Raw genomic sequence first — 24,990 nt, forward strand, 5'->3', positions numbered from 1 at the left:
AAGGAGTCGTTGGTTCAGCGGCGGGTGAGGAGAGAGCGGAGAACGACGGCGCACACGGCGACCGATGTGGCGGTCACGGCGACGGCGAGCAGCATGGAGACGAGGACGGCACCCACGACCAAGACCACGGCGGTCCCACCACCGACGAGGGCGAGCGCCGTGCCGGGCGTCAACTGGATGGTCGGGCGGGCCAGCGCCGGAGGTGCGGGCGTCGATGGCCTGGCCGGAGTGACTGCGGTCGGCGCAACAGTGGCGGGCGTGGTGACCGGGACGGTCGGTTGCGGCATGGTGGGGATCTTCGGCCGGATCATGAGCAGGGCTCCTTACGGGTCACTTGACGAGGGAGTCGATGACGGGCGCCAGCAGGCTGTCGGTCAGCAGGTAGCCGCCGAGGAGGAGCACGGCGACAAGCCACCAGGGCGGGCGGATGAGCTTGACGCCCAGGACCGTGACGCAGAGCAGGGCGAGCCAAAGCGGGACGCGCATGCGGTGATCTCCTGTCAGGCCGAGCAGCGGTGGGTGCGGGCGGCGAGTTCGGCGGCGGCGCGGGAGTCGTACTCGGCCGAAAAGTCGCAGCGGGGTGCGGTGCAGGCGGCCAAGTGGCGGTGCCTGCCGCGGTCGATGTAGGAGGCGACGTTCACGGGGCCGATACGGCGGACGTTGCGGAAGCGGCGGTTCATGGCGGTGCTCCTCTCACAGGTGGGCGGCAACGGAGGCGGTCATGGACGGGGGAAGGCCGAGCCGGGCGCGGACGGCGTCGGGGTCGGCGGGGCGGCCGGTGGTCGAGCGTTGTTCGTCGGCCAGTGCCCGGGCGCGCTGGATAAGGGCGGGTGGGAGCGTGACGGCGGGACCGGGCGGAGGCGGAGCCGGGACGGCTTCCGGTTCGGCGGGGGCGGGAACGGGGGTTGGTGCCGGCAGGTCTTCCGGCTCCGGACCGTCGACAGCAGCCGGAGCAGGGTCTCGTTGGTCGTGCGGAGTAGCCGTCGGCGAGTCTGTGAGCACCGGAGATTCCTGGCCGGGCGGTGTGTGGGCCAGCAGAGTGCCGCCGAAGAAGGCGATGGCGGGCCAGCCCGCGACCACCACGCGGAGCGAAGCGGGAACGTGGTCCAGGTCGAGGAGTCCGGCAGTGGCGACGTTGGCGCCGAGGGAGGCGGCAAGGGCCACCAGGAACCACAGCCGGGGACTACCCGCCGCCTGCCCCGTTCGCTGCAACTGGCGCATCCGGCGCCAGGAGGCGACCAGCAACAGGTCGACGCTGACGGGATAGGCCCACGCCTTCCATCCGCCCTGTCCGGCCGCTGCGGCGAGGTCGTGCAAGTGGGAGAAGGACAGGGCGCCCGCGATGACGGCCTGGACGACGACGGCGTCCACACGGACCAGGTGGGCACGCATCGGCTCCGGTTCCTTCCTGTTTCGGGCATGGGAGGGGTAGGGACATGGCGTGAGGCGGTCACGCCGGCCGTAGGGGGGAGGGAACGTGCTACTCGGTCACCGGGCGCGCGGTGGGCGTGGCGCCGGTCGAGGGGGACGGCCCGGCCGATGCGACGGCGACGGCGAGCCGGAAGCGGTCGAGCCGGGGCAGTTCAGGGACCAGAGCCGAGGTGCCGCGGCAGACGGCCGCCGCCTCTTCGAGCGAGAGAAGAGGAGAGCGGACGCGGGACCATCCGCCGGACGAGTCGCCGACGACCGCGACGCCGGGCCGGTCGGCAGGAATGGACGTGGCGGCCAGCGCTGCTTCGGGAGAGATGTCGGCCAGGGCCATGTTCGCCGACGCTTCGTCATTGACGCGGTGGCAAACGCGGCCGGTCAGTTGGGCACGCAGCATGGTGGCGCCCTTGCCGAGTTCCGAGCCGAAGCGCTGCCCGCAGACTTCGAGGTAGATGCCGGCCGCGCGGCCGAGCTGGGCGAGGCGGATGAGCTTGGTGACCAACGCGTCGCGCCGCTTCTCGTCATCCCGGTTCGCGGCGAGGAAGAGTTCCGCCACCTCGTCAACGACCAGCACTACCGGGACTGGCCGTACGGCGTCCGGCAGCCCCCAGACGTCCGAGGTGAGAACAGCGTCCGGATCGGCACCGCTGAGCCCGATCAGCCGAAACCGGTCTTCCATCTCTTCCAGCAGCGCGTCGAGGAGGTCGTTCGCCCGATCCGGGTCGTCGGCCAGCGCCGACAACCGGGGTGCGAAGGGCGCCAGTTCGACACCCCATTTGCAGTCGATCCCGACGAGGACGACCCGCTGCCGGGCCAGGCCGCACAGCAGGTTGCGCAGGTAGACGGACTTTCCGGACTGCGTGGCGCCGAGGATCAGTTCGTGCGGCACGGTGCGAAAGTCGCGTACGTGCCAGTCGCCGTCCTCTCGCAGCGCCAGCGGCAGGCAAAGCGGCTCGGCCGCAGCCTGACGCCGGGCGGGCCGCACATCGGCGAGCATGTCCCACCCGACGAGCCGCAGTTCGAGCCAGCCGGGTTTCATGGGGCGTACGTGGACGGCGTGGGCGCCCCAGGCATGGCGCAGTCGGTCGGCCGAGGCGGTGAAGTCCTCGGGCGCCTGCCCGGTCGCCATGCGCAGCCGCATGACGAGACCGGATGCGTTGGGCCGGGGGAAGGACCGCCGGGGCGGCACGGGTGCCGCCTGCCGCCCGATCACCCGGGCCGTGGCGACCCGGACGGCGGAAGCCGGGACCGTCAGGCCGCACGCGTCCATCGTCGCCCGGTACGACAGCAGCACCCGCAACGCGACGACCGGATACCCGACCAGCCACCAGAACACCACCGGCATCCGCCGACGGACCACCAGCAGCGCGACCACAAGGAGCAGGACCAGCAGCAGCACCCAGGTAACGTCAGTCATGGCGATCAACCCTGGGCCGCAACCGGCGCGTTGACCATGACAGCGTCGGCCCGGTAGGCGATGCCGTGACGGCTACGCCCGCCGAACTCGCTCTCCCACGGCCGGGCGACCAGGCCCGACAGGATGACCGGCGCGCCCATGACCAGGCCGTCTCCGATCCCCTCTTCGGGAATGGTCACCTTGATCATGTCCGAGCCGCCGGCCGCGATGAACACCAGCTCCAGCGTCATGAGCCGCTGGTTGGTCACCGGGTCCACGGCGACCTCGCCGGTCTGACGGTCCCTGACCTTGACCTCGGGGAGCTTGGTGACGAGCAGCGTCGCGGCGGAGGTGTCTACGGGGATCACACGCACTGTCAGTACCTCACGGAGTCTTCGGGCGCCCTGAGATCGGCGCCGAGCGGGCTGAATAGCCCCCTAGACAGCAGCGGGGGCGACCACCCCAACTGTCTAGGGGGGTTGACAGTGAAGGTAGCCGACGACCCATCAACTGTCTAGGGGGGTATACGGCGTGGCCGCGAAACCGTGCGAGAGGGCTATCGAACGGCCCAGTGGAGGACGGTCGCGTCGTCGTGCGCCTTGCCTCGCGGCCAGCGCCGACCGTCGGGGTCGCTCTTCTCGGCCTCTCGCACACGGCGGATCAGTTCGTCCGGCCCGGAGGAAGCAAGCACGTCCAAGTACTCTGCCCAGTCGGCGATTTGGAAGCGATCGACGAGCCGGGTCGCGCCGTCACTCAGAAGCGTCACGGTGGACAGCGAGTCAAGCGCCACCGTGCCGGCCAGCGCGTGTTCGGCCGCCTGCGGGTCGGGGCCGGCGATCCAGAAGCCGTCCGGCTGGTTGCGCAGACCGGTCAAAGCCTCCCGGTAGTCGGCGAGCGCGGCGGAATGCTCGGGTGAGCCGGTGGGCAGCGCGTCGACCGGCCCGCGCAGTCGCTTGCCGACTTCGTCCAGGCGCCGGTCGGTGACGACGGTCGCACTGCCGTCCTCCTCCTCCAGGAGCAACGAGGAATCACCCAGGACCAGGTACTCCAGCCTTTCCCCGTTGATCCGTGCGGCGACGACCGTACTGGTGGGACTGGCCCGGTACGCCAGGTCACAGCTGTCGCCGTGCAGCGAGCGGACGCGGCCGATCGAGTCGGCCAGGCACTCGGTGAGCGGCCGGGCGGGGGACCTGGAGATGGCTTGGAGCAGCAGGCCGCCCAGCGTCCCGGAGAACCAGGCGACACCGTGCGTGCACCCAGTCTCGGCACCACCGACGCCGGCGCCGTCGAGGAGCACGACCGCTCCGGGAGCGGCGGCGGCGAAGTCCTCGTTCTCTCGTTCCGGGTCGGCGGGGAGCGTGGCGAGGTCGACCCTCACACCGCCGTCTCCTCGTCGTGCCGGTACAGGGGGCAGAGCAGTTCCACGGACTGCGGTTCGCTGGTCTCGGGGTCGTACTCGACACCCACCAGAGTGGAGAACCGGCGGTCGCCGACCTGGCCCCACATCACGTTCAGGTCGTTGGCGAGGAGCTGCACGACACCGAGGGAACCTTGCGTGTGGATACCGGCGATCGCGAGCAGCGAGCCGTTTCCGTCCGGTCGCGGCAGCCGGCCGAGGTAGCCGACGTCGTACGGCCGGACCGGGTCGCTGTCCTGCCCCGAGCGGTACACGGTGCCGGTCTGCCGGTCCACGACGGTCCAGGGCCCGTCTTCCGCACGCTCCCAGTGGAGAACCGGGTCCTGGGCGTAGGTGTCCCACATGGCCTGGGACATGCGGGGGCCGCAGACCACGATCAGGCCGTCCCGGTTGAGGTCGATCTCGCCGGTCACCGGCACATGCTCCGAGGCGACGTCGAGCCCGTACGACCGCGCCAGGTCTTCCAGCCGCTTGCCGGAACTGACGTCGTCCACGGCGACGACGGTCCGACCGCGTTCGTCGTCCCGCCGCAACGGTGTGGCGACGGTGACGGCGCCCCGGCCGAGGAAGGCCCCTTCCGGCGCCGGACCGGTGTGCCGGATCTGGTGGATCCGCCCGCGGCTCAGGCCGGCCTTCGCGGCGATCTGCGCGTACGACAACCCTTGGGCGTGCAGGTCCTGAACCACTCGGCGACGAAGGCGGGCCAGCTCAGTCACCTCTTGCTGCGCGTCCGCCAAGCGAGTCGTCACCTCGCGCAACAGCAGGTACGGATCATCGATCGTCATGATCCGTTGGAGCTCGTCCGACATGACCTCACCTCCTAGCAGTACCCAGGAGTCTAGGGCCCTAGACGGAATGGGAGGCAGCCGCCGCCCGGTACGCACACCGATCACGTAGAAGCGCGATCTCCTCCGGGGGACACCTCTCGGGCTCACACCTCACCGCCAACTATGCGAACCCGCGATCGCACCGCTTTCTGCGCCCTCATACGCTCGCCCGCACCAGATCGGCCCAGACGAAGCGCCCGTCAGGCAAGATCGTGTAGCCCCAGTTCTTCGCCAAGGCATCGATCAGCCGTAGCCCACGACCTCCCTCTTCACGGCTGGTGACGGGGCACAGGTGAGGCACGCGAGCGCCGCCCTGGTCGACCACCTTGATGCGCACGAGATCGTCACCAAGGCCGACGACCACCAAGAACCACCCACCAGGCATGCCACTCCGCGTATGCCGCAGGGCGTTCGTCGCCAGCTCGCTCACGACCAGGACGGCGTCTTCGACCGGACCACGGTCCGCGAGCAGGGAGGCCACGAAGTGACGGGCATTGGACACCTCTTCCGGCAGGCCGGGGAAGACACGGCACCACTTGGTGAGCATGGGAACCTCTCCGTTCGTCTAGGGGGCTAGACAGCGTGACGGCAGAGTATTCCCAGCGATGAGCAGCATTCTAGGCATGTCGAGGAATTATTCCTCTATTGGGTGAGGGCATCCCCCAGGTCGCGGAACTCCTTCATCACCCGCAACAGCAGCTCGCGCACCTCATCACCGAAGACGGCAGCGCGCTCGAAGCGCTCGAAGGTCTCCTCGTAGGCGGCCACTTCAGCAGCGTCAGTGGACACCCGTTCGTTGTCGAAGGTCTCGATCACGACCGCCCGCTGGTCGCACAAGGTGAAGCCGTGCCGCGGCAGCACCGGCACCGGCCGGCGCCAGGGAATCACCCCCAGCCGTACCGTGCTCAGACTCTCCACCGCCAGCAGCCGGTCGAACTGCGCCAGCATCAGCGCCGGACTCCCGGGCCAGGTCCGCAACACGGCCTCGGTGACCACGAACACCGACTCCCGCCCCGGCTCGTACAGGACGCTCTGCCGATCCACACGGGCAGCGACGGCCCGACCGACAGCCTCGGGTGTCGAGCGCGGGGCGCTCTGGAAGACGTGCCGGGCGTACTCCGCGCTCTGCAACATGGCCGGCAGTACGACGCACTGGAACGAGCGCACGGACTGAGCGGACCGCACCTCTTCATCAACGGTCGTGCCCTCGGCGACGTCAACAGCGGTCGACTCGTCGTCCTCGGCGGCAAGCACGCCCGCCAGCAGCTCCCACACCTCACGAGAGACCGACTCATCCACGCCGAGGGCGCCCACGATCCGGTCGAGCACATCCCGGCTCGGAACCATGCGCCCGGTCTCGATCTTCGACACGGTCGGCTGACCTACGCCGGCCCGCTGTGCCAGCACGGCACCCGTCAGACCCGACTCTCCACGAAGCACACGAAGACGCGCACCCAGCGCCTTCATCCGCTCCCGCCGCTCACTCCCCATGTCCAGGGTTCTACACCACCCGCCACCAGGCACCCGTACGACCGGACACAGCGACCACCAACCGAACGTGATTCAAACTTTCTCTACTGGTTCAAGGCCCGCGCACGGCGCGGGCGCGCGCCGCCTCTGCGGCGCGGCCTGCCTCCTGTCTTCGCCCCGGCTGGCCGCGCCCGGCGGCGCGCTCGGCGACTGCGGGAACATCGTGGGGAGAAACCCGCTGCGGCTGGGGCGGTCGGCTCCACGGCTTCAGGCAGCCAATTTGGCGCGAGCCTCGAAGATCATGACCCAAGATCGGGCACTAACGGGCAGGCTTACAAACCTGCGCGATCCGCGGGATAGTGTAATGGGCCATGATCACTCGCGCCAAATCAGCTCCAGCTCAAAGCCGCACCACCGACCTGATCCGCGATCGCTAGCTTTTCGGATCCCACTCAGCCAAATAGCTCTTCCGTGTCGCAGAGTTCAGAATTTGATTGGAAATGTCATCCATCATTTTGACGATTTCCACTCTGACGTCATTCCAGTCGGTAAGCCTGATGTAGTCTTCTTCGCCGTGAGCGATTCTGTTTCGAGCCGCAAGCAATTGCTCATCGATCAGGTCTTCGTACGATGCGTATCGAGAAAAGTCACACCCCACCGAACACAAAATGTCACAGAGTCGCTCGTAGTTCAGATTCGAGAAAGTCCTGACCGCGTCACGACTGGTGGGAATCTTGGCGCGGGATGACGCATCCTCTCGAATATCGCGAATTAGGGTCGCATGTATAAACGATCTATTCGTTGTCTCGAATTCCTCAAGCCTTGCCCGCATTGCCAGCGCCGCCAGCTCTGGACGCAGTTGCACATAAGACAACCTGAGGGATGCTAGGTAGCACAAGTAGGCGTGCGCGCAGTTCTTCACGAACCCTTCCCAATGGGCATAGAGAAGAGCAATAGAAGCACGGAGCAACGCGGGGCGAATACCGAATTCAGCCCTCTCCACCTGCCCCTTGAAAACGCTGAGCTCTTTTTTCCTCCAGCCCAGATCTGCCGAGATATAGTCGTAGAGACCTTCGGTCGTGCGAATCTTCATTTGAGCGACCTCAGGGGCGGAAAAAGTCCTTGGCGGCAGGAATGGTAAGCGGAATGCGCGTGGTTCCACGTACGCCACCACGAGCCTGCGAACGGAAGAAGGTCTCTGACCACATGTCTTCGACACGCCCTCGGAGCGCCCCCGCTCGATCCTCTTCTGGCACTCGAGCCCACGCCTCCAGGTTGCTTGCGACCCCGACTGAAATGGCTTCAAACGCGGAGACCGAGAAACCTCCGAGAAACCGCCCCTTCGAATTGTCATAACGCCTGAAGGAGTCAGATTCCAGAGCCTCGGAAAGGAGGGAAAAGGTGTCCCGGAAGACCTTCCCCCAACTCGGCCTATCAAAGCCTTCACTGCCCGCCAATTCGAGCATCTTATCCGTCAAGAAGACGTCGACGCTCTCCATTTCCTTCAGCTCCTGAAGGGTGCTTGAGATAAGACTGAGGAATCGACAGACAAGTTCGAGATCGTACTGCTCTTCAGCGGCCCGGCTAGAGATTAGTGCACAGGCATTGAAGCTGGAATCATTCCGCAGCTCCTCAAGCCAGAGGAAAAAATCACGGTTCCTCATGATGAGCTGGCAGTTTCTGACCTCTTGGGCCGAGGGTACTTCGCCACCAGAGTTCAAGCGATCAAAGAGCTCATACTTTGCTTTCTCGTCGCTTTCAGGCAATAGAATTTTGAAGTCAAGCTTGCTCCTCTTGAGGGAAACCCTCTGCCCAGGGGTGAGCGCTGCACCTTCTTCTGTGCCCTCGAAGCTCAAACCCTCCAGGGAGGGAAGGTAGCGCGTCCCCTGCAGTTGGCTCGGCGGGAGTAGCTCGCCTTTCTCCTCATCCCTCAGCTCGCCCATGAACTCCAAAATCGTTGAAAGCCTTTGGAGGCCATCAATCACTTCCCAGACTCCGTCGTGCCGCTGCATGACGAAGATCGAAGGAAGTGGGATACCTAGGAGAATACTTTCAATCAGTCGCGACTTCTTCGGCGGTGTCCAGCGAAAGAGGCGCTGGAATTCCGGCCGAATCACCAATTCACGATCACGGTATAGATTCACGATCTCACCGATGGACATTGCGTAGGCGTCTGCCTTGACCGTCGAGCGACCAGCCTCGATCTCGTCCTGCAGGGTCATTTCACGCACACTCCAAGTCAGTTAGTCCACGGCTGGGATCATCATTCCATCTCAGGCCCGGCTTAGGCATGGCACTGCCGCACCTCTCGCGAAGGAGCGAAGTAGACCAGCATGAGGCAGGTGACGGCACACGAGCAAGCGCCCTCCCTGGCCGTCTCCGGGCCGTGGAAGGGCGCTCCATGGTGACCAACGTCGACAGGTGCCGACAGCTCGGCAGCAGGTCAGGGCGCTGATCGATCCGGCGGCCGCAGGTCACGGCCGCCCGTGATCAGTTGTGGCTGAACTGGCTCCTAACGGCCAGACTCGCGCTCAACTCTCCTGGTCGTCGATCCCGCCGATGGCGTCAGGGAATGACTCCAGGAACTCGCGCCGCGCAGGATCCTGCTCCGCTTCGGCCAGGTCGGCGAGCACCTTAAGGAACCGTTCGCGTTGGTCTGAGGGCAGTTGCAGCAGCACCCAGCCCACGCTCTCCATCATCTTCACCGCGGAGTCCGGATCCACTTCCTCATCCCCGCAGCTCTCCAGCCACCAAACGATGTCCACGAGCAGGCCGGTGAGTGCCGGCACGAGCGGATCCGTGTCAGTCATCCGTACAACGTAGCCGAGCCCTCCGACACCGCTTTCGTCGACAGTGCGCTGGCAGCTCGGCAGCAGGTCAGGACAGCGACAGAACACAGACGCAGCGTGGCTGAGGCCGGTGGGGGCTCAGCGAGGCATACGCGCGCCTGACCGGTCGGCGCACCCGCCGTCGTGGCTGGCTGTCGTCGGCTGAGGCTCATTAGGGTGCTCCGCATGACCGCCGAAGCCCCCGCCTGTCCCGAGTGCAGCCAGCCCATGCGGTTCGGCGGCTTCGTGCTCTGCAAGCGGGAGGACGAGGGCCGGCGGGCGTGCCGGGCGCTGTGGCGGTGTGCCGGTCGGCATGTTTGGTGGGCTGGGCCGACCGGCCGGATGAGCCACTGGAGATATGCCCCTCCCCGAAGCTGTTCCGCTGACATCCACGAGTGACATCAACGGCGACGGACGGCGACGCCAACTAGCGGCCGTGTGCGGCACCGGTGTCCGAGGCGAGCCCCGGCCGGATCGGGACGAGAACGAACTTGTAAAGCGGCGCTCAGCCCAGTCAGTTCAAGGTGAGAAAGAAAAGCCGGCGGACTGGTCGAGGTGAAACGGTGAGCCCGCGCGAGTGGGCACCCAACCCTGCTGCAGGGCGGCCTTGACGGCGTCGGCGACATCGGAGGGCACTACCGCCTTGACCAGGCGTTCAAGCCAGTTGCCAGTGTGAGCCTGGTCCGTCGTGACGATGAGAGTCGTCCCAGGATGAACCGCATGCTTCACGGCGTAAGTGCACGGCGACCAACAGAGAGCCTGGCCGTAGGTGGGCCTACGTCGCAGCCACCAGCGATAGCCCGTGCCGTCGACGACTATGCGCCACGCTCCCTTACGGCCCAGTGCCATATCTGCCCCCTCGATGCCGGGATGTTAGCGGACCAGGCCAACAGGGAGGCCCGGTAGATGGCCGGGCCGTCCAAGGTCACCCAACGCCAACCGAGAACGATAGAAGCCCACGGCATCTGAGCAGCTCAGAGCCGTGGGCCTCTTCAGTCCGGCTGGTCAGCGAGACCGCGATCAGCAGACCGGCAAGTCGGGCTGCCTGGAGAGGCAGTCGCGGCATGCCAGTCGCGTGTCGGGATCGCGTGGTCGATCGCGGCGAGCACTTGGTAACCGGCGAACCGCTCACCAGGCGTCAATACCGCTTCACCGCAGATCAGCGGGGTAGCTGCCACCGAGAACCCCAAGCCCCCACAAGCTGATGCCTGGAAAGAGTGGTCTTCTTGTCAGTGCCAGCCACTACTGTGTTGCAAGATCGTCGTGTCGACGCTGACGCAGGGGGATGCATGGGTGGTCAATTGCGCGTTGGTCAGGTGTATCGCTACGCCAATGGCAAGGACCCCGGCCCGGCGATGCTGGACGGGTACCCCAACTTCCACCACGTGACTCACTCACCAAAGCTCCCACGCGCCTTGCTTGAGGCTGGCATCAACGGCATGGCGAAGGTGCGCACGCCGGATGGGGAGAGGCGACCGGTCATTCTCATCCGCTCCAGCCCCTGGAAGGCGGGCACCGAGCAGACTCCTTGGCATGACGTGTTCGACATGGACAATGGGCACGTCCGCTACTTCGGCGACCACAAGGTCACCACCACTGTCGATCCCGGAAAGACCAACGGAAACGCTGCCCTACTTGATGCCTTCAATGGGCACCAGGGACGTACACCGGAAGAACGTGCCAGCGCCGTCCCGTTGCTGCTATTCCGCGCGGTCTCGCGTAGCGGCAAGGTGAAGGGACACGTCGAGTTCTGCGGACTGGGCATCATCGAGCGAGCCGAGCGACTGGTCCAGTGGGGCGGCAGCGAGCACACAACGTTCACGAACTACGTCTACGACATAGCGCTCATCGACCTGACTCACGAGGACGACAAGATCTCGTGGGAGTGGATCGGCTCCCGTAGAGACAAGTCCGTGACCGACGCCGCGGCGCTCGAACTCGCTCCGCGGGCTTGGCGCGAGTGGGTCAAACACGGAAACTCAGCGCTACCAAGGCTTCGCCGGCGGGTTGCTCGCGCCAAGGTGACCAAGGTGCCCGAACAGCGACCCAAGCCGGGTACCACCGAGGCCAAGGACCTGGAGCTGATCTACAAGTACTTCGACGGACGCAAGCACGACTTTGAGGCTATCGCCTCTGCGGTCGCAGCCCGTGTACTGCGCGGTGCTGGCAACAGCTACGTCGAGGGATGGCTGACGCGGCGGTCCGGAGACGGAGGAGCGGACTTTGTCGGTCGACTCGACATCGGCAGCGGACTGGCTGGCACTAGTCTCGTCGTCCTCGGACAGGCGAAGTGCGTCAAGCTCGACAGCCTCGTGACGGCCGAGCAGATTGCTCGCGTCGTCGCTCGGCTTAGACGCGGCTGGATCGGGGTGTATGTCACCACTGGTGCCTACTCTGTTCCCGCGCAGACCGAGATGGTCGAGGACCAATACCCGATCGTGCTGATCAATGGATTGAATCTGGCTCGGGAACTCAGGAGCATGGCCCGTGACGATCACGGGGGAGACCTCGAAGCCTGCATCGAGCACATACTGACCGTGCGCGAGACCACGGTCACGAATCGGCGCCCTGAAGAGATTCTGTTGGAGTAACGCCCTTGCGCCTACGGCCGGTTCATAAACGGCTGCAGTGAATGATAGGCATAGTCGCACGCTGACCGGCGGAAACGCGGACTGCCTAGGCACCCGAGTTACGTGCCTGGCCCGGATGCTGGCGTGTCGTAGAGCCTGGCGTACTCCTTCGCTGGCGAGCCCTGCCTTGTGATGGCCCGGGACGGAGGAACGTCAGCCCAAGGTCGCGCACCCCCCCAATTTGAGATGAAGTGCATGGCCAGCAATCGCAGGGCACCTCAGGTGCTCATACGCGCGATCGCGAACAGGCTCCGATGTACTAGAGGTCCATGCACGGGTCAGGGTCTGGCTCGAGATTTGCTTGATTACTTTCCTCACCCTTCCAGAGGGTGAGCTTCTCAAGCAAATCGTCCGATGGCGGGGACCATCCGAACACGGCGCTTAGCACGTGGATGCCAAGGCGAGGCGGGACAGCATTTCCGATTTGTTGACCAACGTCGTTCCCAGACCACGGATAATCCCAAGGAAACGTTTGCAGCTTACCGGCCTCCGAAAAGGTGAATCGCTGGAGCTCTTCACCGGTCTCGGAAACTAGGCGATTACGCGAGATTTTTCCCGTTACCGTGGCCGAAGGCTCCCACGACCCTCGGCGTCCTCGCGCCCTGGGGTTTCCTCCCGTGCCATAATTGGAGATCACGAAGAAGGGATACGGGCGATTCAATACATCCCCCATGCTCACCCAAGGGTTCAGGCGACTATCGCCAATCGCGCGGTCGACGCCTTTTCGGTACGCCCGATGAGTAGGCTCGGGAAGACTCACCTTTTTCGCGTCTTTGCGAGCGATAAGAACCGCCCTTTTACGCGTCTGCGGTACGCCATATTCCTCGGTACGGAGGATCCCGCTGTCTGCTGCATACCCCTCAGCCGCCAGGACCTCCTCGTAGGCTTGCCAAACTGGCAGCACGGCTGGGACCTGTTCAAGCACAATAGCCTTGAATGGTCTGCCGCTGTCGATCGCCTCTAGAGCCCAACGCAAGGGTTCCAATACAAGCCCGGTTCGCTCGTCCTCCATTTTTGCAAGGTCACGATCAATTTGATCACGAGGCTCCCGAGCGGCGACGCGCTTAATGAAGGCCAATACATCATCGAGTGCTCTGCGCCCAGCGCCGCTGCCGGCAACCGTGAAGGTCTGGCATGGTGGCCCGCCTGCAAGAACATCTGCGTCAGGGAAATCCGATGGTCCGTAGTCGCGGACATCACCCTCGATCGTTGCCAGGCCGGCCGCGCGTCGGGTTGCGCAAGCGGCTCCGTCCCACTCGATGCCTACAGTCGCGACACCGAGCTTCTCTGCTGCCACGTCAAGCCCGCCAGGGCCAGCAAAGAGGTCCACGATCTGGGTAGGTTGCACTTGATCTCCAGGAGTCGTTGCGGTCTGACCCGGCACGTCAGCTCACAAGCGATCGTTCAGCAGCAATCGATGAGCGTACCGGACGGCACTGACAACAGGACTCGCAGCGAGGTCATCCGTCCACACACGACGCAGGCTGAGTCCTCGTGGCACAGATCGGTAGATGTGGCGTCAGATATCGAGCACATGCAGGTTGTGCGAGGCTAGAACAAGAAGTCTGCGTCTACGCCCCTCCTTTGGTCCGCCGATTCATCGGGAATGGCGACCCAGTCCCCTGGCCCCAGGGTAAATCCATGGCCTTGCGCCACGGTTCGATCGCTGACCCACGTGCCGCACAGGAGAAGGATTCCTTGTTTTGCAGCTTTCTCCTTGATTGCGCGAGCCCGGCGCATAGGGTCTTGATTTCCCGCACACACCGTGAGTATGACGCTTCTCTCGATCACAATCTTGGGCAGGTAGGTGAACAACCTGAGTAGCCTCACCTCCTGCCCTCGCCCGAGCTCGAATACTTGGTTTGCTTGAATCTTAGAAAGTAGGGTGAGCGGATTTATCGGCAACGGGGTCCAGTCATACAGAGGAACGCCCCATTGATTGCGGGCGTCCACGGCGATGCCTCGCTTTCCGTCCTTGTTCCCTTTACCTCTATAAAGCCATGATGTATGAGTTCGAATCAACCAGCTGCGATGAACGTTGTCTTTCAGGCGCATCTGGGTGCAGATGCACAGGTGGCAATGTGCCTCTGTCGGGATCGCCCAGTTGTCGCCCACCGTGCTCTTCAAGTCGACCGGCACACCCGCGAGCTCAATATCAAGCGGCCTGGCCTTCTTCCATTTGAAAACACGCTGCACTTCATATTCCAGCTTTGCCCCGACGGACGCGCGCTCTCCTGGATGAACATCCTCCGATAGAAGGTCATAGCGACCAGTGCGCGCACCATCGAGAACGTAGTCAATTGAAGATCGGATGGCTTCCGTGAAGCCAGCAGCCAAGTCGTACTTCCTCAGCTCCCCGAGGACGAGTTGGAGTTCCTTGTCATCCGCGGGGCCGTGCAAGACCCGTCCTTCCGACCGGCAGTCCTCGCCTTGGCACGCCGAACCCAACGGCTGTAGCTTCAGTCTCCCCACGACTGCCCCACCCTCGTCATGTAGCTCGATGTCGCAGGCAGCCTAGCCAGATGGTCTGACAGGATCCGAGCCAACCCCGTTGCGCAGGTGGACTGTTCTGTGGACCATTCATGGACGAATCGGTTGCAGTTGACCGCTCACGGGCTCAATAACCAGGTCAAATACCCGGGACGGCAACGGCCTCCGGAGCCGTGTGCGCAGGTTCGAATCCTGCCGGGGGCACTTCGCAGGGAGTGTCCGAAACCCCGTAGTCAGTGGAAACACTGGGTGCGGGGTTTTCTGCGTCCCGGGTGGAGGAATCAGAGGGCGCCCCGGTTCTGGGTTCGGGTGGGCGGGCTCGTGGGCTCTTCGCGTGTGCGGGCCGGGCTTGGGGGCGGTTTCGAGGGGGTGCCCGCTGTGCGCATGCGGGCGTAGGAGTAGACGCAGGCCGCCAGGGCCAGGTCCGACAGGAGCATGTAGGCGATGGAGTACGAGGACTTGGCGCTGTAGACGGCGCCCATGACCAGGGGCGGGACGAAGCCGCCCAGGCCGCCTGTCGCGCCGACGATGCCCGTGACGCTGCCCACCTGGGGCTGGGGGGTGACCCGGGAGACCAGGGCGAAGACCGAGCCGCTGGCCGTGCCGAGGCCCGCCGCCATCAGCAGGAGGCAGATCGTGGCGGTGGGGACCAGGACCGGGTCGAAGGACTGGATGATCGCCAGGACCGCCACCAGGCCGAGCGCCCACGCGGTGACGACGGCCGGGTGGACGCGGTCGGCGAGCCAGCCGCCGAGGGGGCGGAAGACCACCGTGACGAGGGCGAAGCCGGCCGCTCGGGTGCCGGCGTCGGTGGGAGTGAGGCCGTACCAGGTGCGCAGGTAGGTGGGGAGGTAGACGCCGAACGCGACGATGCCGCCGAAGCCGATCGCGTAGAGCGCCGACAGTTCCCAGGTGACGCGGAGACGGGCGGCCCGGCCGAGGCGCGCGGCGAGCGGCGTCGAGGGGATCTCGCGGTCGGGGCGGTCGTTGATCAGGAAGGCGGCCAGGACGGCGTACACCGCCAGCGCGATCGCCATCACCAGGAACGGCAGGTTCTCGCCCCGGTGGTACATGCGCGGGGTGAGGAAGCCGGACAGCGCCACCCCGCCCATCCCCATGCCGAAGATGCCGAGGGCCGCGCCCCGGTGCGCGGGCGGGAACCAGGAGTTGACCAGCGGCACGCCGATCGCGAACGTAGTGCCGCCGAGGCCCAGCACGAAGCCCACCAGGAGCAGGGCCGCGTACGACGACCGGGCCGGGATCAGGAGCAGCACGGGGATGATCGTCAGCGCGCTGGTCAGCGGGAACATCAGGCGGGCGCCGTAGCGGTCGGTGAGCGCGCCGACCGGGACCCGGCCGAGTGAGCCGACCAGCACCGGGACCGCCACCAGGAGGGACTGGGCCGAGGCGCCCATGTGCAGCCGGTCGTCGAAGTCGCCGGCGAGCGGGGCGACGAGGTTCCAGGCCCAGAAGGTGAGGGTGAAGCCGACGGTGGCCATGACCAGGTTGCGCCAGGCCGCCGCGGAGGGTCTGTCACCGGTCATCGCTCACACTCCCAGGAGGTCGGCCGCCCAGACTGCCCCTCCCCTCGCGACGACTCCCATGGTCGGGGACCGGGTGGCGGTCCGCATCCCGGGCGTCCCGGCGGGCCCGCGCCGGCTCAGTCGCCCTCCGGCGGACTCCACGCGGCGACGAGGTCCAGCAGGCCGGGGAAGCGGGCGTTCAGGTCGGCCACCCGGACCCGGCTGCGGCGCTCCAGGCCGTACTGGCGCTGCCGGGTGACGCCCGCCTCGCGCAGGGCCCGGAAGTGGTGGGTCAGCGAGGACTTGGGCCGGTCCAGGCCGAACCAGCCGCAGGTGTGGTCGTACTCCTGCGACTCCAGGAGGAGTTTGCGGACGATCCGCAGTCTGAGCGGGTCGCTGAGCGCGCCCAGCACGGTTTCCAGCCTGATGTCGGCGACGGCCGGCTCGGGCAGCGGGTCCGGGAGGCCGGAGGGCTCCGGCGGCTCCTCGATGCCCACGGCCGTCTGGGTCGCTTCGGTCCTGTGCCCGGTCACTGCGGCTCCCTCTCGCGGACTTTCTGTACGACTCAGATCGTACTGCATGCTAGGTTCGACTCCTCTCGTACAAGTACGGCTTGACTCGTACTGCGTTCTGACATCCAAGGGAGGACTGTGTGATGACGACGGCGACGACCGGTGCGCGCGCCCGGGAAGCGGTGGACGGCGGCGAGGTGCCCGTCCGGTGGGTGTGGCTCGCCGCCTGGCCGGTGACGGCGGTGTTCGTGCTGTCCAACGCGGCCACCCCGCTGTATGTGCTGTGGCAGCGCGAGCTGGGGTTCGGCCGGGGCACGCTGACGGTGGTCTTCGCCTGCTACATCGCCGGGCTGCTCGGGTCCCTGCTGGTTTCCGGGGTCGTCTCCGACCGGCTCGGGCGCAAGCCGGTGCTGCTGCCCGCGCTGGGGCTCGCCCTCGTCGCCTGCCTGGTCTTCGCGACGGCCGGCGGGGTGGGGGCGCTGATCGCGGCACGGTTGTGCACCGGGGTCGCGGTGGGGGCGGTGGTCTCGGCCGGGATGGCCGCGGTGACGGATGTGGCGGGGCCCGGCCGGCGGCGGCTCGCGGCGCTGCTCGCCTCCTGCGCGATGGTGTTCGGGGCGGGCGTGGGACCGCTGCTGGCCGGCGTGCTGTCCGAGACGCTGCCCGGGCCCGCGGTCACCGTGTTCGCGGTGGAGGCGGTGCTGCTGGTGTCGGCCGTCGTGGTGGTCCTCCGCATGCCGGCACGGGGGCCGGTGCGCAGGGACGCCGGCGGCGGATGGTTCCGGGTGCCGGGAGTGCCCCGGGGGGCCGGGTGGCAGCTCGCCCTCGGGATCGCCGTGTTCGCGCCCGGCATCACCGCCACGTCCTTCGTGCTGTCGCTCGGGCCGTCGTTGCTGGCCGGACTGCTCGGCACGGGCAGCCGGGCCGTCTCCGGGGCGCTGGCGTTCGCGATGTTCCTGTGCGCCACGGGGGTGCAGTTCGCGGTGCGGCGGCTGGCGCGGCGTACGGTGCTGGCCGCGGGTGCCGGGGCGACCGCGCTCGGCATGGCCGCGCTCGTCTGCGCCGTGCACACCGGGTCGGTCGCGGCGCTGGCCGGGGCGGCGCTGCTGGCCGGGGCCGGACAGGGGATGGGGCAGCTCGGAGGGTTGTCGCTGCTGAACTCGGCGGTGCCCGGGGCGCGGCTGGCCGAGGCCAACGCGGCGTTCAATGTGGGAGGTTACCTTCCCGCCGGGCTGCTTCCGGTGAGCGCGGGATATCTGAGTGACGCGGTGGGGCTGACGGCGGGGGCGACGGTCTTCGGTACGGCGCTGGCGGGGCTGGCCGTGGCGGGCGGCGCGGTGGTGCTGCTCGGGCGGAGGCGCGTGACCGAGGCCGGCTGACCGGCCCGCCGTCCTCCCCCGGCGCCCCTCACGCCGTTCGCTTGCGGGACGCGGTCTTCTTCGCCGCGGTCTTCGTCGCCGTCTTCGCCGTCGTCTTCTTTCCCGCCGTGCTCTTCGCCGTCGACGTCTTCTTCGCCGTCCCCTCCCCCGCCTTGGACGTCGACTTGCGGGCGGGAGCCGTCTTCTTCGCGGCCGGGGTCTTCTTCGCCGACGTGGACTTCCTGGTGCCCGTCTCCTTCGGCTCCGAAGCGCTCCGGCGGAGCTGCCTGACCTCGGCCTCCTCGTCCGGGGCGGCGCGGGACTCGCGGGCCGCCCGGACGCTGTTCTCCAGGGCGGCCATCAGGTCCAGCACCTTGCCGCCGGTGGCGGGCGCCGGGGTCTCGGGCGGGACCTCGCCGGTGGCCTTCGCGGCGATGACCTCCTCCAGCGCCTCCCGGTACTCGTCGTGCAGGTCCTCCAGGTCGACCTCGCCGAGCGTGTCCATCAGGGCGTCCGCGAGGTCCAGCTCCTTGTCGCGGATGGTGACGTGCTCGTCCGGCGCGACGCCCTCCGGGGCCCGGACCTCGTCCGGCCACAGCAGGCCGTGCATGGCGATGGCGTCGTCGACCACGCGCAGCATGCCGAGCCGCTCCCGGCCGCGCAGCGCGTACTTGGCGATGGCGACCTTGTGGCTGCGCTTGAGTGCCTCGCGCAGCAGCGTGTACGGCTTGGCGGCCTGGGCCCCGCCGGCCGCGAGGTAGTACGCCGCGCCCATCTGGAGCGGGTCGATCCGGTCGGCCGGCACGAAGGCCACGATCTCGATGGTGCGGGCGGTGGGGATGGGCAGGTGGGAGAGGTCGTCGTCGGTGATCGGGATCATCGTGCCGTCGGCGTCCTCGTACGCCTTGCCGATCTCGGCCTGGGCGACCTCGCGGTCCTCCAGCTCGCACACCTTGCGGTAGCGGATGCGGCCGTTGTCCTCGGTGTGGATCTGGCGGAAGGAGATGGCGTGGCTCTCCGTGGCGTTCACCAGCTTGATCGGGATGCTGACCAGGCCGAAGGAGATCGCGCCGTTCCAAATCGATCGCACGTGCCGCACCCTTCCATCGCCGTTTTTTCCGGTTCGTCTGGGATTGTCATCCTATGACGCCTATCACGGAGGTGGAGGGGCGCCGGGTCGCGCTCAGCAACCTGGAGAAGGTGCTCTATCCGGAGACCGGCTTCACCAAAGGTGAGCTGCTGCACTACTACGCGACCACCGCCGCCGCCCTGCTGCCCCACCTGCGCGACCGGGCGGTGTCCTTCCTGCGCTATCCGGACGGTCCCGGAGGCCAGCTGTTCTTCACCAAGAACGTGCCGCCGGGTACGCCCGAGTGGGTCACCACCGCCGAGGTCCCCCGGTCCTCCGCGGACAGCCCGGCCCGGATGGTGGTCGTACAGGATCTGCCGAGCCTGGTGTGGGCGGCGAACCTGGTCACCGAGTTCCACACCCACCAGTGGCTGGTGCAGCGCCCCGAGGAGGCGGACCGGCTGGTCTTCGACCTGGACCCGGGGCCGCCCGCGCACATCGTGCACTGCTGCGAGGTCGCCTGGTGGCTGCGCGAGCGGCTCGCGGCGGACGGGATCGAGGCGTACCCGAAGACCGCCGGGTCCAAGGGGCTGCATCTGCTGGCGGCGGTGCGCGGCAGCTCGCCGGAGCGGACGTCGGAGTACGCGAAGGCGCTCGCGGTGGAGGCGGAGCGGGCACTGCCCCGGCTGGTGGTGCACCGGATGACGAAGAGCCTCCGGCCGGGGAAGGTGTTCGTCGACTGGAGCCAGAACGCGGCCCGCAAGACCACGGCCGCCCCCTACACCGTGCGCGCCCGCCCGGCCCCGCTGGTGTCCGCTCCGGTGACCTGGCAGGAGGTCGCCGACTGCCGCGCCCCCGCGCAGCTGGAGTTCCGGCCCGAGGACCTCGCCCCGCGCCTGACGGACCACGGCGACCTGATGGCACCCCTCCTGGACGCGAAGTCGGCCACCGTGCTGCCGTGACCGGCGACCGCCCGCCGCCCTGACCTGACCGGCGACACCCCTCCGCACCGCCCCGCCCGGCGACCGCCCACCACCCAGCCCCGCCCGGCGACCGCCCACCGCGATCCGCGACCGCCCGCCGCCCTACCGTGACCGGCGCCGTCCGCCGCGCTCAGACCCTTCGCCAGACGTTCCGGTCCCGGGCCATCCCGTGCAGTGCCTCCACGTCCGCCGGCTTGAGCACCCCGCCCAGCCGGGCCAGGTCCGCCAGCTCCGGGTCCCGCAGGACGCGCACTCCCCGCGGCGCCGTCGCCACGGTGACCTCGGCCGGGTCCACCAGTGCCAGCACCGGGCGGACCTCGGCGGTCAGCGCGTAGGAGGCGCGGTCGGCGGCGGAGCGCAGCGGGCGCAGCAGCGGCTCGGGCTCGCGGCGGCCCAGGGCGACCATCGGGTCGGCGATCCGGACCCGGGCCCGGCGGGCGTACACGGCGTGGACGGCGAACAGGCCGCCGGGGCCGATCACCAGGTGGTGGATGCGGTCGCCGCCGGGCAGCGGGACGGAGTGCAGGGTGTGCCAGCCGGCGCCCTCCAGCGCGTCCAGCGCCCGGCCGGCGGCCTGCTCGGCGGTCAGGGCGCGCCGCCGGGGGTCGGGGCGCAGGCGGTGCGCGGGGCCGGGACGGCGGTCCAGGGCGACGAGCAGGGCCTCGCCGGGGCGGTTGGGGGCCAGATCGTCGTCGGGGTGCAGGGTCAGCCGGGCGAGTTCGGCGGGGGTCGGCACGGGCGGCGGGCCCACGGTCACCGGGCCGGTGAGGAAGGGTTTCAGGGCCTCGAGCACGGCGTCCCGGCTGTCCTCGCCGAGGAGGTTGACCCGGCCGGTCTCACGGTCGTACCAGGCGACGCCGGCTCCGTCCTCGCGGCAGACGTACAGCCGCTCACCACCGTGCCGGAAGGCCGGCACCACGCGCAGTCCGCTCATGCGCCATCACCCCTCGACCATGGGAACAGGCGGGGTGCTCCGGGGGCAAGACCGGTTACCGTGGAGGGCGGCCCTGTGCGGGGAGTTGGGGAGGCGCCGTTGCGGACCCGCGGAATACAGCCCGACGTGCCGGCTCCGCAGAGCCCGTGGAACGAGATCGTGCCCGGTCTGTGGATGGGCGGCCACGAGTTCCTGGACCGTTCCGGGCGGCTGGAGCCCGCCGTCGTACGAGACGAGTTCGACGTGGTGCAGACGCTGCTGCGGCTGCCGGGGCACGGGCCCGGTCCTGGTGTGGAGCACCGTGTGTGGCCGATCCCGGACGGGCCGCTGGACGGCACGCAGCTGGCCGGGGTGATCCGGCTGGCCCGTGCGGTGAACGAGGCGCTGGAGGCCGGCCGCCGGGTGCTGGTGCGCTGTTTCCACGGGTACAACCGCTCGGGGCTGGTCGTCGCGCACGCGTTGGTCCAACGGGGTGACACGGCCGACCAGGCGATCCAGTTGATCCGGGCCCGGCGCTCGGCGTGGGCGCTGCACAACGAGCTGTTCGTGGAGTACCTGCGGACGGGGCTCGCGACCGTACGGCTGCTGGAGGAGCTGTCCGAGTAGCGCCTTGCCTCCTCGCTCCCGGTACGCGAAGCAGTACAAAGCAGACTTCCGTCAGAATGTAGGGATGCCAGCCCGTCGTTCCGCGCGTACCGCCCTCTCCCTGGCCGCCGCCGTCCTGCTGTCGGCGTCGGCGGCGGCCTGCGGGGACACCGGTGCGTTGCGCGGCGCCGGGCCCACCACGACCGCCGTCAGCCCCACCCGCCTGTGGCCGGACCTCAGGCCGGCGTCCAGCCCGGCCTACCCGTACGCCGTGGCGACGCGGGAGACCGTCAAGGGCGTCACGGTGCCCGCCGGCGGCGCCCGGAAGGTGGACCCGGTGGACGTGGTCGAGGCGGAGCTGGCGGCACATCCCGGCGACTACGGGTCCAAGGGGGCGTACCACGCGACGGTGGACCGGGTGCGGCAGTGCCGGCCGGGCGGGCAGCGGGCCCGCTGTCCGCTGCTCAAGCCGTACTACCGGGACCTGACCGGGGACGGCCGGGCGGACCTGACGCTCGGTTTCCGGCTGTACCCGACCAACCAGACGGCGGTGCGGGTCTACACCGTCGAGGGGCGCCGGCTGGTGCAGGTGCTGGCCGACAACGACGCGCTCACCGGCGTGGAGCTGGCCGGCCGGGCGCTGATCGAGCGCTCCCCCGCCGACACCTCCGGCTACGAGTACCGCACCACCTGGGTGTGGGACCCGGGCCAGCGCGCGATGGTGTTCTCCCGCGACGAGTACCTGCACGTCGGCGACGGACGGCACGGCAAGAAGAAGCCGTCCCCGTCGCCCTCCGCCTCCCCGGGTGCGCGATGAGGCTCGCGCTGCCGCACTGGTCCGGGACGCTCGCCGTCAAGGCCGCCGCGTTCATGACGGTGATGTGCTGCGCGCTGGCCGCGCTGCTCGGTGTGCTGGTGCACGTCTCGGTGACCGACCAGACCGTCGGCCAGGCCCGTGACCTGGCGCTGTCCCGGCTGGCGGACGCCACCGAGGCGTACGAGGCCGGGGACAGGCTGCTGCCGGGCGCCCGGGTGGACCCCGCGGAGCTGCCGCCGGCGCTGCGCCGGCTGGCGCTGGCCGGACAGCGCGGCACGATGGTCGCGGCGTACCGGGGGCGCCCGGCCATGTGGGCGGCGGGGCCGGTGGCCGGGCACCGGGCGCTGGGTGTGGCGGTCGACTACTCGCAGCAGTCCCGCACCATCGCCGGTCTCGACCGGTCGATCGTGTGGTCGTCGGGACTGGCGATCGGGGCGACCGTGCTGGTCGGCGTGTTCGCGGTGACCCGGGTGACGCGGCGGCTGCACGGCACCGCGCGGGTGGCGCGCAGGATCACCGCCGGCGACCTGGACGCCCGGGTGAACGACCCCCGTACGAAGGACCCGTCCCGGCCGCCGGACGAGGTCGCCGCGGTGGCCGCCGCGCTGGACTCGATGGCGGCCTCCTTGCAGGGCAAGCTGCTGAGCGAGCAGCGGTTCACCGCGGACGTGGCGCACGAGCTGCGCACCCCGCTGACCGGGCTGCACGCGGCGGCCGAGCTGCTGCCGCCGGGCCGGCCGACGGAGCTGGTCCGGGACCGGGTGGCGGCGCTGCGCACGCTGACGGAGGACCTGCTGGAGATCTCCCGGCTGGACACCGGGCGGGAGCGGCTGGAGTCGGACACGGAGGCGCTGGGCGCGCTGGCCGAGCGGGTGGTACGGGCCTCGGGCACCGACACCGAGGTGCGTGTCCTGCGGGACGTCCGGGTGGAGACCGACCGGCGGCGGCTGGAGCGGGTGCTGGGGAATCTGGTGGCCAACGCGCACCGGCACGGAGCGCCTCCGGTGGTGCTGACCGTGGACGGGCCGGTGGTGACCGTGCGGGACCACGGGCCCGGGTATCCGGAGTACCTGGTGACGCACGGACCGCAGCGGTTCCGCACGGAGGGCGGGGCGACCGGGCACGGGCTGGGGCTGACCATCGCGGTGGGGCAGGCGGAGGTACTGGGTGCCGCGCTGGACTTCCGCAATGCGGTGGAGGGAGGCGCGGTCGCCGTGCTGAGGCTGCCCGGAGGCGGGTAGCGGGCGGGATTTCCGTGAGCCGGTGGCCCTGCTGGGCGCGCCCGGCCGCCGAACAACGGACACAAGACGCACCATTTCGGTAAGTTCCGGGCATGACGAAGGCCGGAAGCACCCTGGCGGCGGCCACCGTTCCCGCGCGCGCCGTGCGCCTTCCGCGGCGCCGGGGGATCGAGCTGTCCCTGCTCGTGCTGGCCGTCCTGCTGTCCGTGTACGGCTACTGCGCGGTGGGGCTGGCCCGGTCCGGGACCGTTCCGCCGGGTGCCGTCGGGTACGGCGCCGGGCTCGGCGTGCTCGCCCTGTTCGCCCACATCGCGGTGCGGATCCGGGCGCCGTACGCCGATCCGCTGCCGCTGCCCATCGGGGTGCTGCTCAACGGGCTGGGGCTGGTCCTGATCTACCGGCTGGACCTGGAGACCCCGGGCGACCGGGCGGCCCCGACCCAGCTGGTGTGGTCCACGCTGGGCGTCGGGCTGTTCATCGGCGTGGTGCTGGTGCTGCGGGACCACCGGGTGCTCCAGCGGTACGCGTACGTCTGCGTGGTGGCCGCCCTCGTCCTGCTGGCGCTGCCGATCCTGTTCCCGGCGGTCAACGGGGCCCGGATCTGGATCCGGGTCGCCGGGTTCTCCATCCAGCCCGGCGAGTTCGCGAAGGTGCTGCTCGCGGTGTTCTTCGCCGCCTATCTGGCCGCCAACCGCAGCGCGCTGGCGTACACCGGCCGCCGGCTGTGGCGGTTGCAGTTCCCGACCGGGCGGGTGCTCGGGCCGATCCTGACGATCTGGCTGGTGAGTGTGGGCGTCCTGGTGCTGGAGCGGGACCTCGGGACCTCGCTGCTGTTCTTCGGGCTGTTCGTGGTGCTGCTGTACGTGGCCACCGGGCGCACCGGGTGGATCGCGGTGGGGCTGCTGCTCGCCGTACTGGGCGCGGTCGCCGTGGGACGGCTGGAGCCGCATGTGGGCGGGCGGATCGAGGACTGGCTGCACCCGTTCGCCACCATCGAGGCCGGACGGGGTCCCAACCAGCTCGCCCAGTCCCTGTTCGCCTTCGCGGCCGGCGGGATGCTGGGCACCGGGCTGGGGCTCGGGCACTCCATCCTGATCGGCTTCGCGACCAAGTCGGACTTCATCCTGGCGACGGCCGGGGAGGAGCTGGGGCTCGCCGGGCTCGCGGCGATCGTGCTGCTGTACGCGCTGCTGGTGGAGCGCGGCTACCGGGCGGGGCTGGCGCTGCGCGAGCCGTTCGGCCGGCTCCTCGCGGTGGGGCTCGCCTCGATCGTGGCGCTCCAGGTGTTCGTGATCGCGGGCGGGGTGACCGGGCTGATCCCGCTGACCGGCATGGCGATGCCGTTCCTCGCCCAGGGCGGCTCCTCGGTGGTCACCAACTGGGCGATCGTGGCGCTGCTGGTCCGGGTGAGCGATTCGGCGCGCAGCCAGTACGACGGCCGGGAGGCGCCATGACCGAGTACGGCTCGCTGCCCGAGGGCGG

At 68.6% G+C, this 24,990-nt stretch carries 26 protein-coding genes and 1 tRNA gene; 8 read left to right on the forward strand and 19 right to left on the reverse strand.

Annotated elements, in window-relative coordinates; all coding sequences use genetic code 11:
* Window positions 1-14: 14 nt before the first annotated feature.
* The 13 genes from SCK26_RS12600 to SCK26_RS12660 form a co-directional block, all read right to left on the reverse strand.
* A complete protein-coding gene (locus SCK26_RS12600) occupies window positions 15-311 on the reverse strand; it encodes a SpdD-like protein (RefSeq protein ID WP_318201395.1) in 297 nt (98 codons plus the stop codon).
* 19 nt (window positions 312-330) lie between these two features.
* Entirely contained in the window at window positions 331-486 is a 156-nt protein-coding gene (locus SCK26_RS12605) for a hypothetical protein (RefSeq protein WP_318201396.1), read from the reverse strand.
* A gap of 14 nt (window positions 487-500) precedes the next feature.
* Window positions 501-680 (reverse strand): mobile element transfer protein, encoded by a 180-nt coding sequence (locus SCK26_RS12610; protein ID WP_030734401.1) that lies wholly within the window; start codon window positions 678-680, stop codon window positions 501-503.
* Between the two features lie 13 nt (window positions 681-693).
* Window positions 694-1,392 (reverse strand): DUF2637 domain-containing protein, encoded by a 699-nt coding sequence (locus SCK26_RS12615; RefSeq protein WP_318201397.1) that lies wholly within the window; start codon window positions 1,390-1,392, stop codon window positions 694-696.
* An 88-nt stretch (window positions 1,393-1,480) separates the two neighbouring features.
* A complete protein-coding gene (locus tag SCK26_RS12620) occupies window positions 1,481-2,845 on the reverse strand; it encodes an FtsK/SpoIIIE domain-containing protein (protein WP_318201398.1) in 1,365 nt (454 codons plus the stop codon).
* 5 nt (window positions 2,846-2,850) lie between these two features.
* Window positions 2,851-3,198, reverse strand: a complete 348-nt coding sequence (locus SCK26_RS12625; RefSeq protein ID WP_030782018.1) for a hypothetical protein — start codon at window positions 3,196-3,198, stop codon at window positions 2,851-2,853.
* Window positions 3,199-3,380: 182 nt separating this feature from the next.
* Window positions 3,381-4,202, reverse strand: a complete 822-nt coding sequence (locus SCK26_RS12630) for an integrase (protein ID WP_318201399.1) — start codon at window positions 4,200-4,202, stop codon at window positions 3,381-3,383.
* Window positions 4,199-5,050 carry a sigma-70 family RNA polymerase sigma factor gene (locus SCK26_RS12635; RefSeq protein WP_318201400.1) on the reverse strand — a complete coding sequence of 284 codons (852 nt, stop codon included), beginning with the start codon at window positions 5,048-5,050 and terminating at the stop codon, window positions 4,199-4,201. Before SCK26_RS12635 ends, SCK26_RS12630 begins: the two co-directional genes overlap by 4 nt.
* A gap of 175 nt (window positions 5,051-5,225) precedes the next feature.
* Entirely contained in the window at window positions 5,226-5,615 is a 390-nt protein-coding gene (locus SCK26_RS12640; protein WP_318201401.1) for an ATP-binding protein, read from the reverse strand.
* A gap of 95 nt (window positions 5,616-5,710) precedes the next feature.
* Window positions 5,711-6,559, reverse strand: coding sequence for a helix-turn-helix transcriptional regulator (locus tag SCK26_RS12645; RefSeq protein ID WP_318201402.1), 849 nt, complete (start codon window positions 6,557-6,559; stop codon window positions 5,711-5,713).
* A 412-nt stretch (window positions 6,560-6,971) separates the two neighbouring features.
* Window positions 6,972-7,631, reverse strand: a complete 660-nt coding sequence (locus SCK26_RS12650; protein WP_318201403.1) for an MAE_28990/MAE_18760 family HEPN-like nuclease — start codon at window positions 7,629-7,631, stop codon at window positions 6,972-6,974.
* Window positions 7,632-7,641: 10 nt separating this feature from the next.
* Complete coding sequence (locus SCK26_RS12655) at window positions 7,642-8,760, reverse strand: DUF262 domain-containing protein (RefSeq protein WP_318201404.1); 1,119 nt, start codon at window positions 8,758-8,760, stop codon at window positions 7,642-7,644.
* 309 nt (window positions 8,761-9,069) lie between these two features.
* Window positions 9,070-9,348, reverse strand: a complete 279-nt coding sequence (locus SCK26_RS12660; protein WP_318201405.1) for a hypothetical protein — start codon at window positions 9,346-9,348, stop codon at window positions 9,070-9,072.
* A gap of 1,307 nt (window positions 9,349-10,655) precedes the next feature.
* On the opposite strand from SCK26_RS12660, the gene SCK26_RS12665 reads away from it, so the two are divergent.
* Window positions 10,656-11,957 carry a restriction endonuclease gene (locus SCK26_RS12665; RefSeq protein WP_318201406.1) on the forward strand — a complete coding sequence of 434 codons (1,302 nt, stop codon included), beginning with the start codon at window positions 10,656-10,658 and terminating at the stop codon, window positions 11,955-11,957.
* A gap of 298 nt (window positions 11,958-12,255) precedes the next feature.
* Here the strand turns inward: SCK26_RS12665 and SCK26_RS12670 are convergent, their stop codons facing one another.
* Window positions 12,256-13,344, reverse strand: coding sequence for a DNA cytosine methyltransferase (locus SCK26_RS12670; protein WP_318201407.1), 1,089 nt, complete (start codon window positions 13,342-13,344; stop codon window positions 12,256-12,258).
* A 203-nt stretch (window positions 13,345-13,547) separates the two neighbouring features.
* Entirely contained in the window at window positions 13,548-14,396 is an 849-nt protein-coding gene (locus SCK26_RS12675; protein ID WP_318201408.1) for a NaeI family type II restriction endonuclease, read from the reverse strand.
* A gap of 214 nt (window positions 14,397-14,610) precedes the next feature.
* On the opposite strand from SCK26_RS12675, the gene SCK26_RS12680 reads away from it, so the two are divergent.
* Window positions 14,611-14,687 (forward strand) — tRNA-Arg (locus tag SCK26_RS12680).
* A gap of 80 nt (window positions 14,688-14,767) precedes the next feature.
* Here the strand turns inward: SCK26_RS12680 and SCK26_RS12685 are convergent.
* Together SCK26_RS12685 and SCK26_RS12690 are read right to left on the reverse strand one after the other, a co-directional pair.
* Window positions 14,768-16,030, reverse strand: a complete 1,263-nt coding sequence (locus tag SCK26_RS12685; protein ID WP_318201409.1) for an MFS transporter — start codon at window positions 16,028-16,030, stop codon at window positions 14,768-14,770.
* A gap of 116 nt (window positions 16,031-16,146) precedes the next feature.
* Complete coding sequence (locus tag SCK26_RS12690) at window positions 16,147-16,542, reverse strand: helix-turn-helix transcriptional regulator (RefSeq protein ID WP_318201410.1); 396 nt, start codon at window positions 16,540-16,542, stop codon at window positions 16,147-16,149.
* 122 nt (window positions 16,543-16,664) lie between these two features.
* On the opposite strand from SCK26_RS12690, the gene SCK26_RS12695 reads away from it, so the two are divergent.
* The gene (locus SCK26_RS12695) at window positions 16,665-17,900 is read left to right on the forward strand and encodes an MFS transporter (RefSeq protein WP_318201411.1); all 1,236 of its coding nucleotides are present in this window, start codon (window positions 16,665-16,667) and stop codon (window positions 17,898-17,900) included.
* Window positions 17,901-17,928: 28 nt separating this feature from the next.
* On the opposite strand, the gene SCK26_RS12700 is transcribed toward SCK26_RS12695, so the two are convergent.
* The gene (locus SCK26_RS12700) at window positions 17,929-18,969 is read right to left on the reverse strand and encodes a Ku protein (RefSeq protein ID WP_318201412.1); all 1,041 of its coding nucleotides are present in this window, start codon (window positions 18,967-18,969) and stop codon (window positions 17,929-17,931) included.
* Between the two features lie 53 nt (window positions 18,970-19,022).
* Between SCK26_RS12700 and ligD the strand changes: the two genes are divergently transcribed.
* Window positions 19,023-19,910 carry a non-homologous end-joining DNA ligase gene (gene ligD / locus SCK26_RS12705; RefSeq protein ID WP_318201413.1) on the forward strand — a complete coding sequence of 296 codons (888 nt, stop codon included), beginning with the start codon at window positions 19,023-19,025 and terminating at the stop codon, window positions 19,908-19,910.
* A 151-nt stretch (window positions 19,911-20,061) separates the two neighbouring features.
* On the opposite strand, the gene SCK26_RS12710 is transcribed toward ligD, so the two are convergent.
* Window positions 20,062-20,865: a nuclease-related domain-containing protein gene (locus tag SCK26_RS12710; protein WP_318201414.1), complete on the reverse strand. Its 804-nt coding sequence runs from the start codon at window positions 20,863-20,865 to the stop codon at window positions 20,062-20,064.
* A 99-nt stretch (window positions 20,866-20,964) separates the two neighbouring features.
* Between SCK26_RS12710 and SCK26_RS12715 the strand changes: the two genes are divergently transcribed.
* The 4 genes from SCK26_RS12715 (at window position 20,965) to SCK26_RS12730 (ending at window position 24,962) form a co-directional block, all read left to right on the forward strand.
* Window positions 20,965-21,471: a dual specificity protein phosphatase family protein gene (locus tag SCK26_RS12715; RefSeq protein ID WP_318201415.1), complete on the forward strand. Its 507-nt coding sequence runs from the start codon at window positions 20,965-20,967 to the stop codon at window positions 21,469-21,471.
* Between the two features lie 64 nt (window positions 21,472-21,535).
* Complete coding sequence (locus SCK26_RS12720; RefSeq protein ID WP_318201416.1) at window positions 21,536-22,267, forward strand: hypothetical protein; 732 nt, start codon at window positions 21,536-21,538, stop codon at window positions 22,265-22,267.
* Window positions 22,264-23,508 (forward strand): HAMP domain-containing sensor histidine kinase, encoded by a 1,245-nt coding sequence (locus SCK26_RS12725; RefSeq protein WP_318201417.1) that lies wholly within the window; start codon window positions 22,264-22,266, stop codon window positions 23,506-23,508. The genes SCK26_RS12720 and SCK26_RS12725 overlap by 4 nt, the downstream gene beginning before the upstream one ends.
* 92 nt (window positions 23,509-23,600) lie before the next feature.
* On the forward strand, window positions 23,601-24,962 hold the full coding sequence (locus SCK26_RS12730; RefSeq protein WP_318201418.1) for an FtsW/RodA/SpoVE family cell cycle protein: 1,362 nt from the start codon (window positions 23,601-23,603) through the stop codon (window positions 24,960-24,962).
* Window positions 24,963-24,990 lie beyond the last annotated feature (28 nt).

Origin of the sequence: Streptomyces sp. SCL15-4 (genome assembly GCF_033366695.1) — a bacterium.
In the GTDB taxonomy this organism is placed as follows: domain Bacteria; phylum Actinomycetota; class Actinomycetes; order Streptomycetales; family Streptomycetaceae; genus Streptomyces.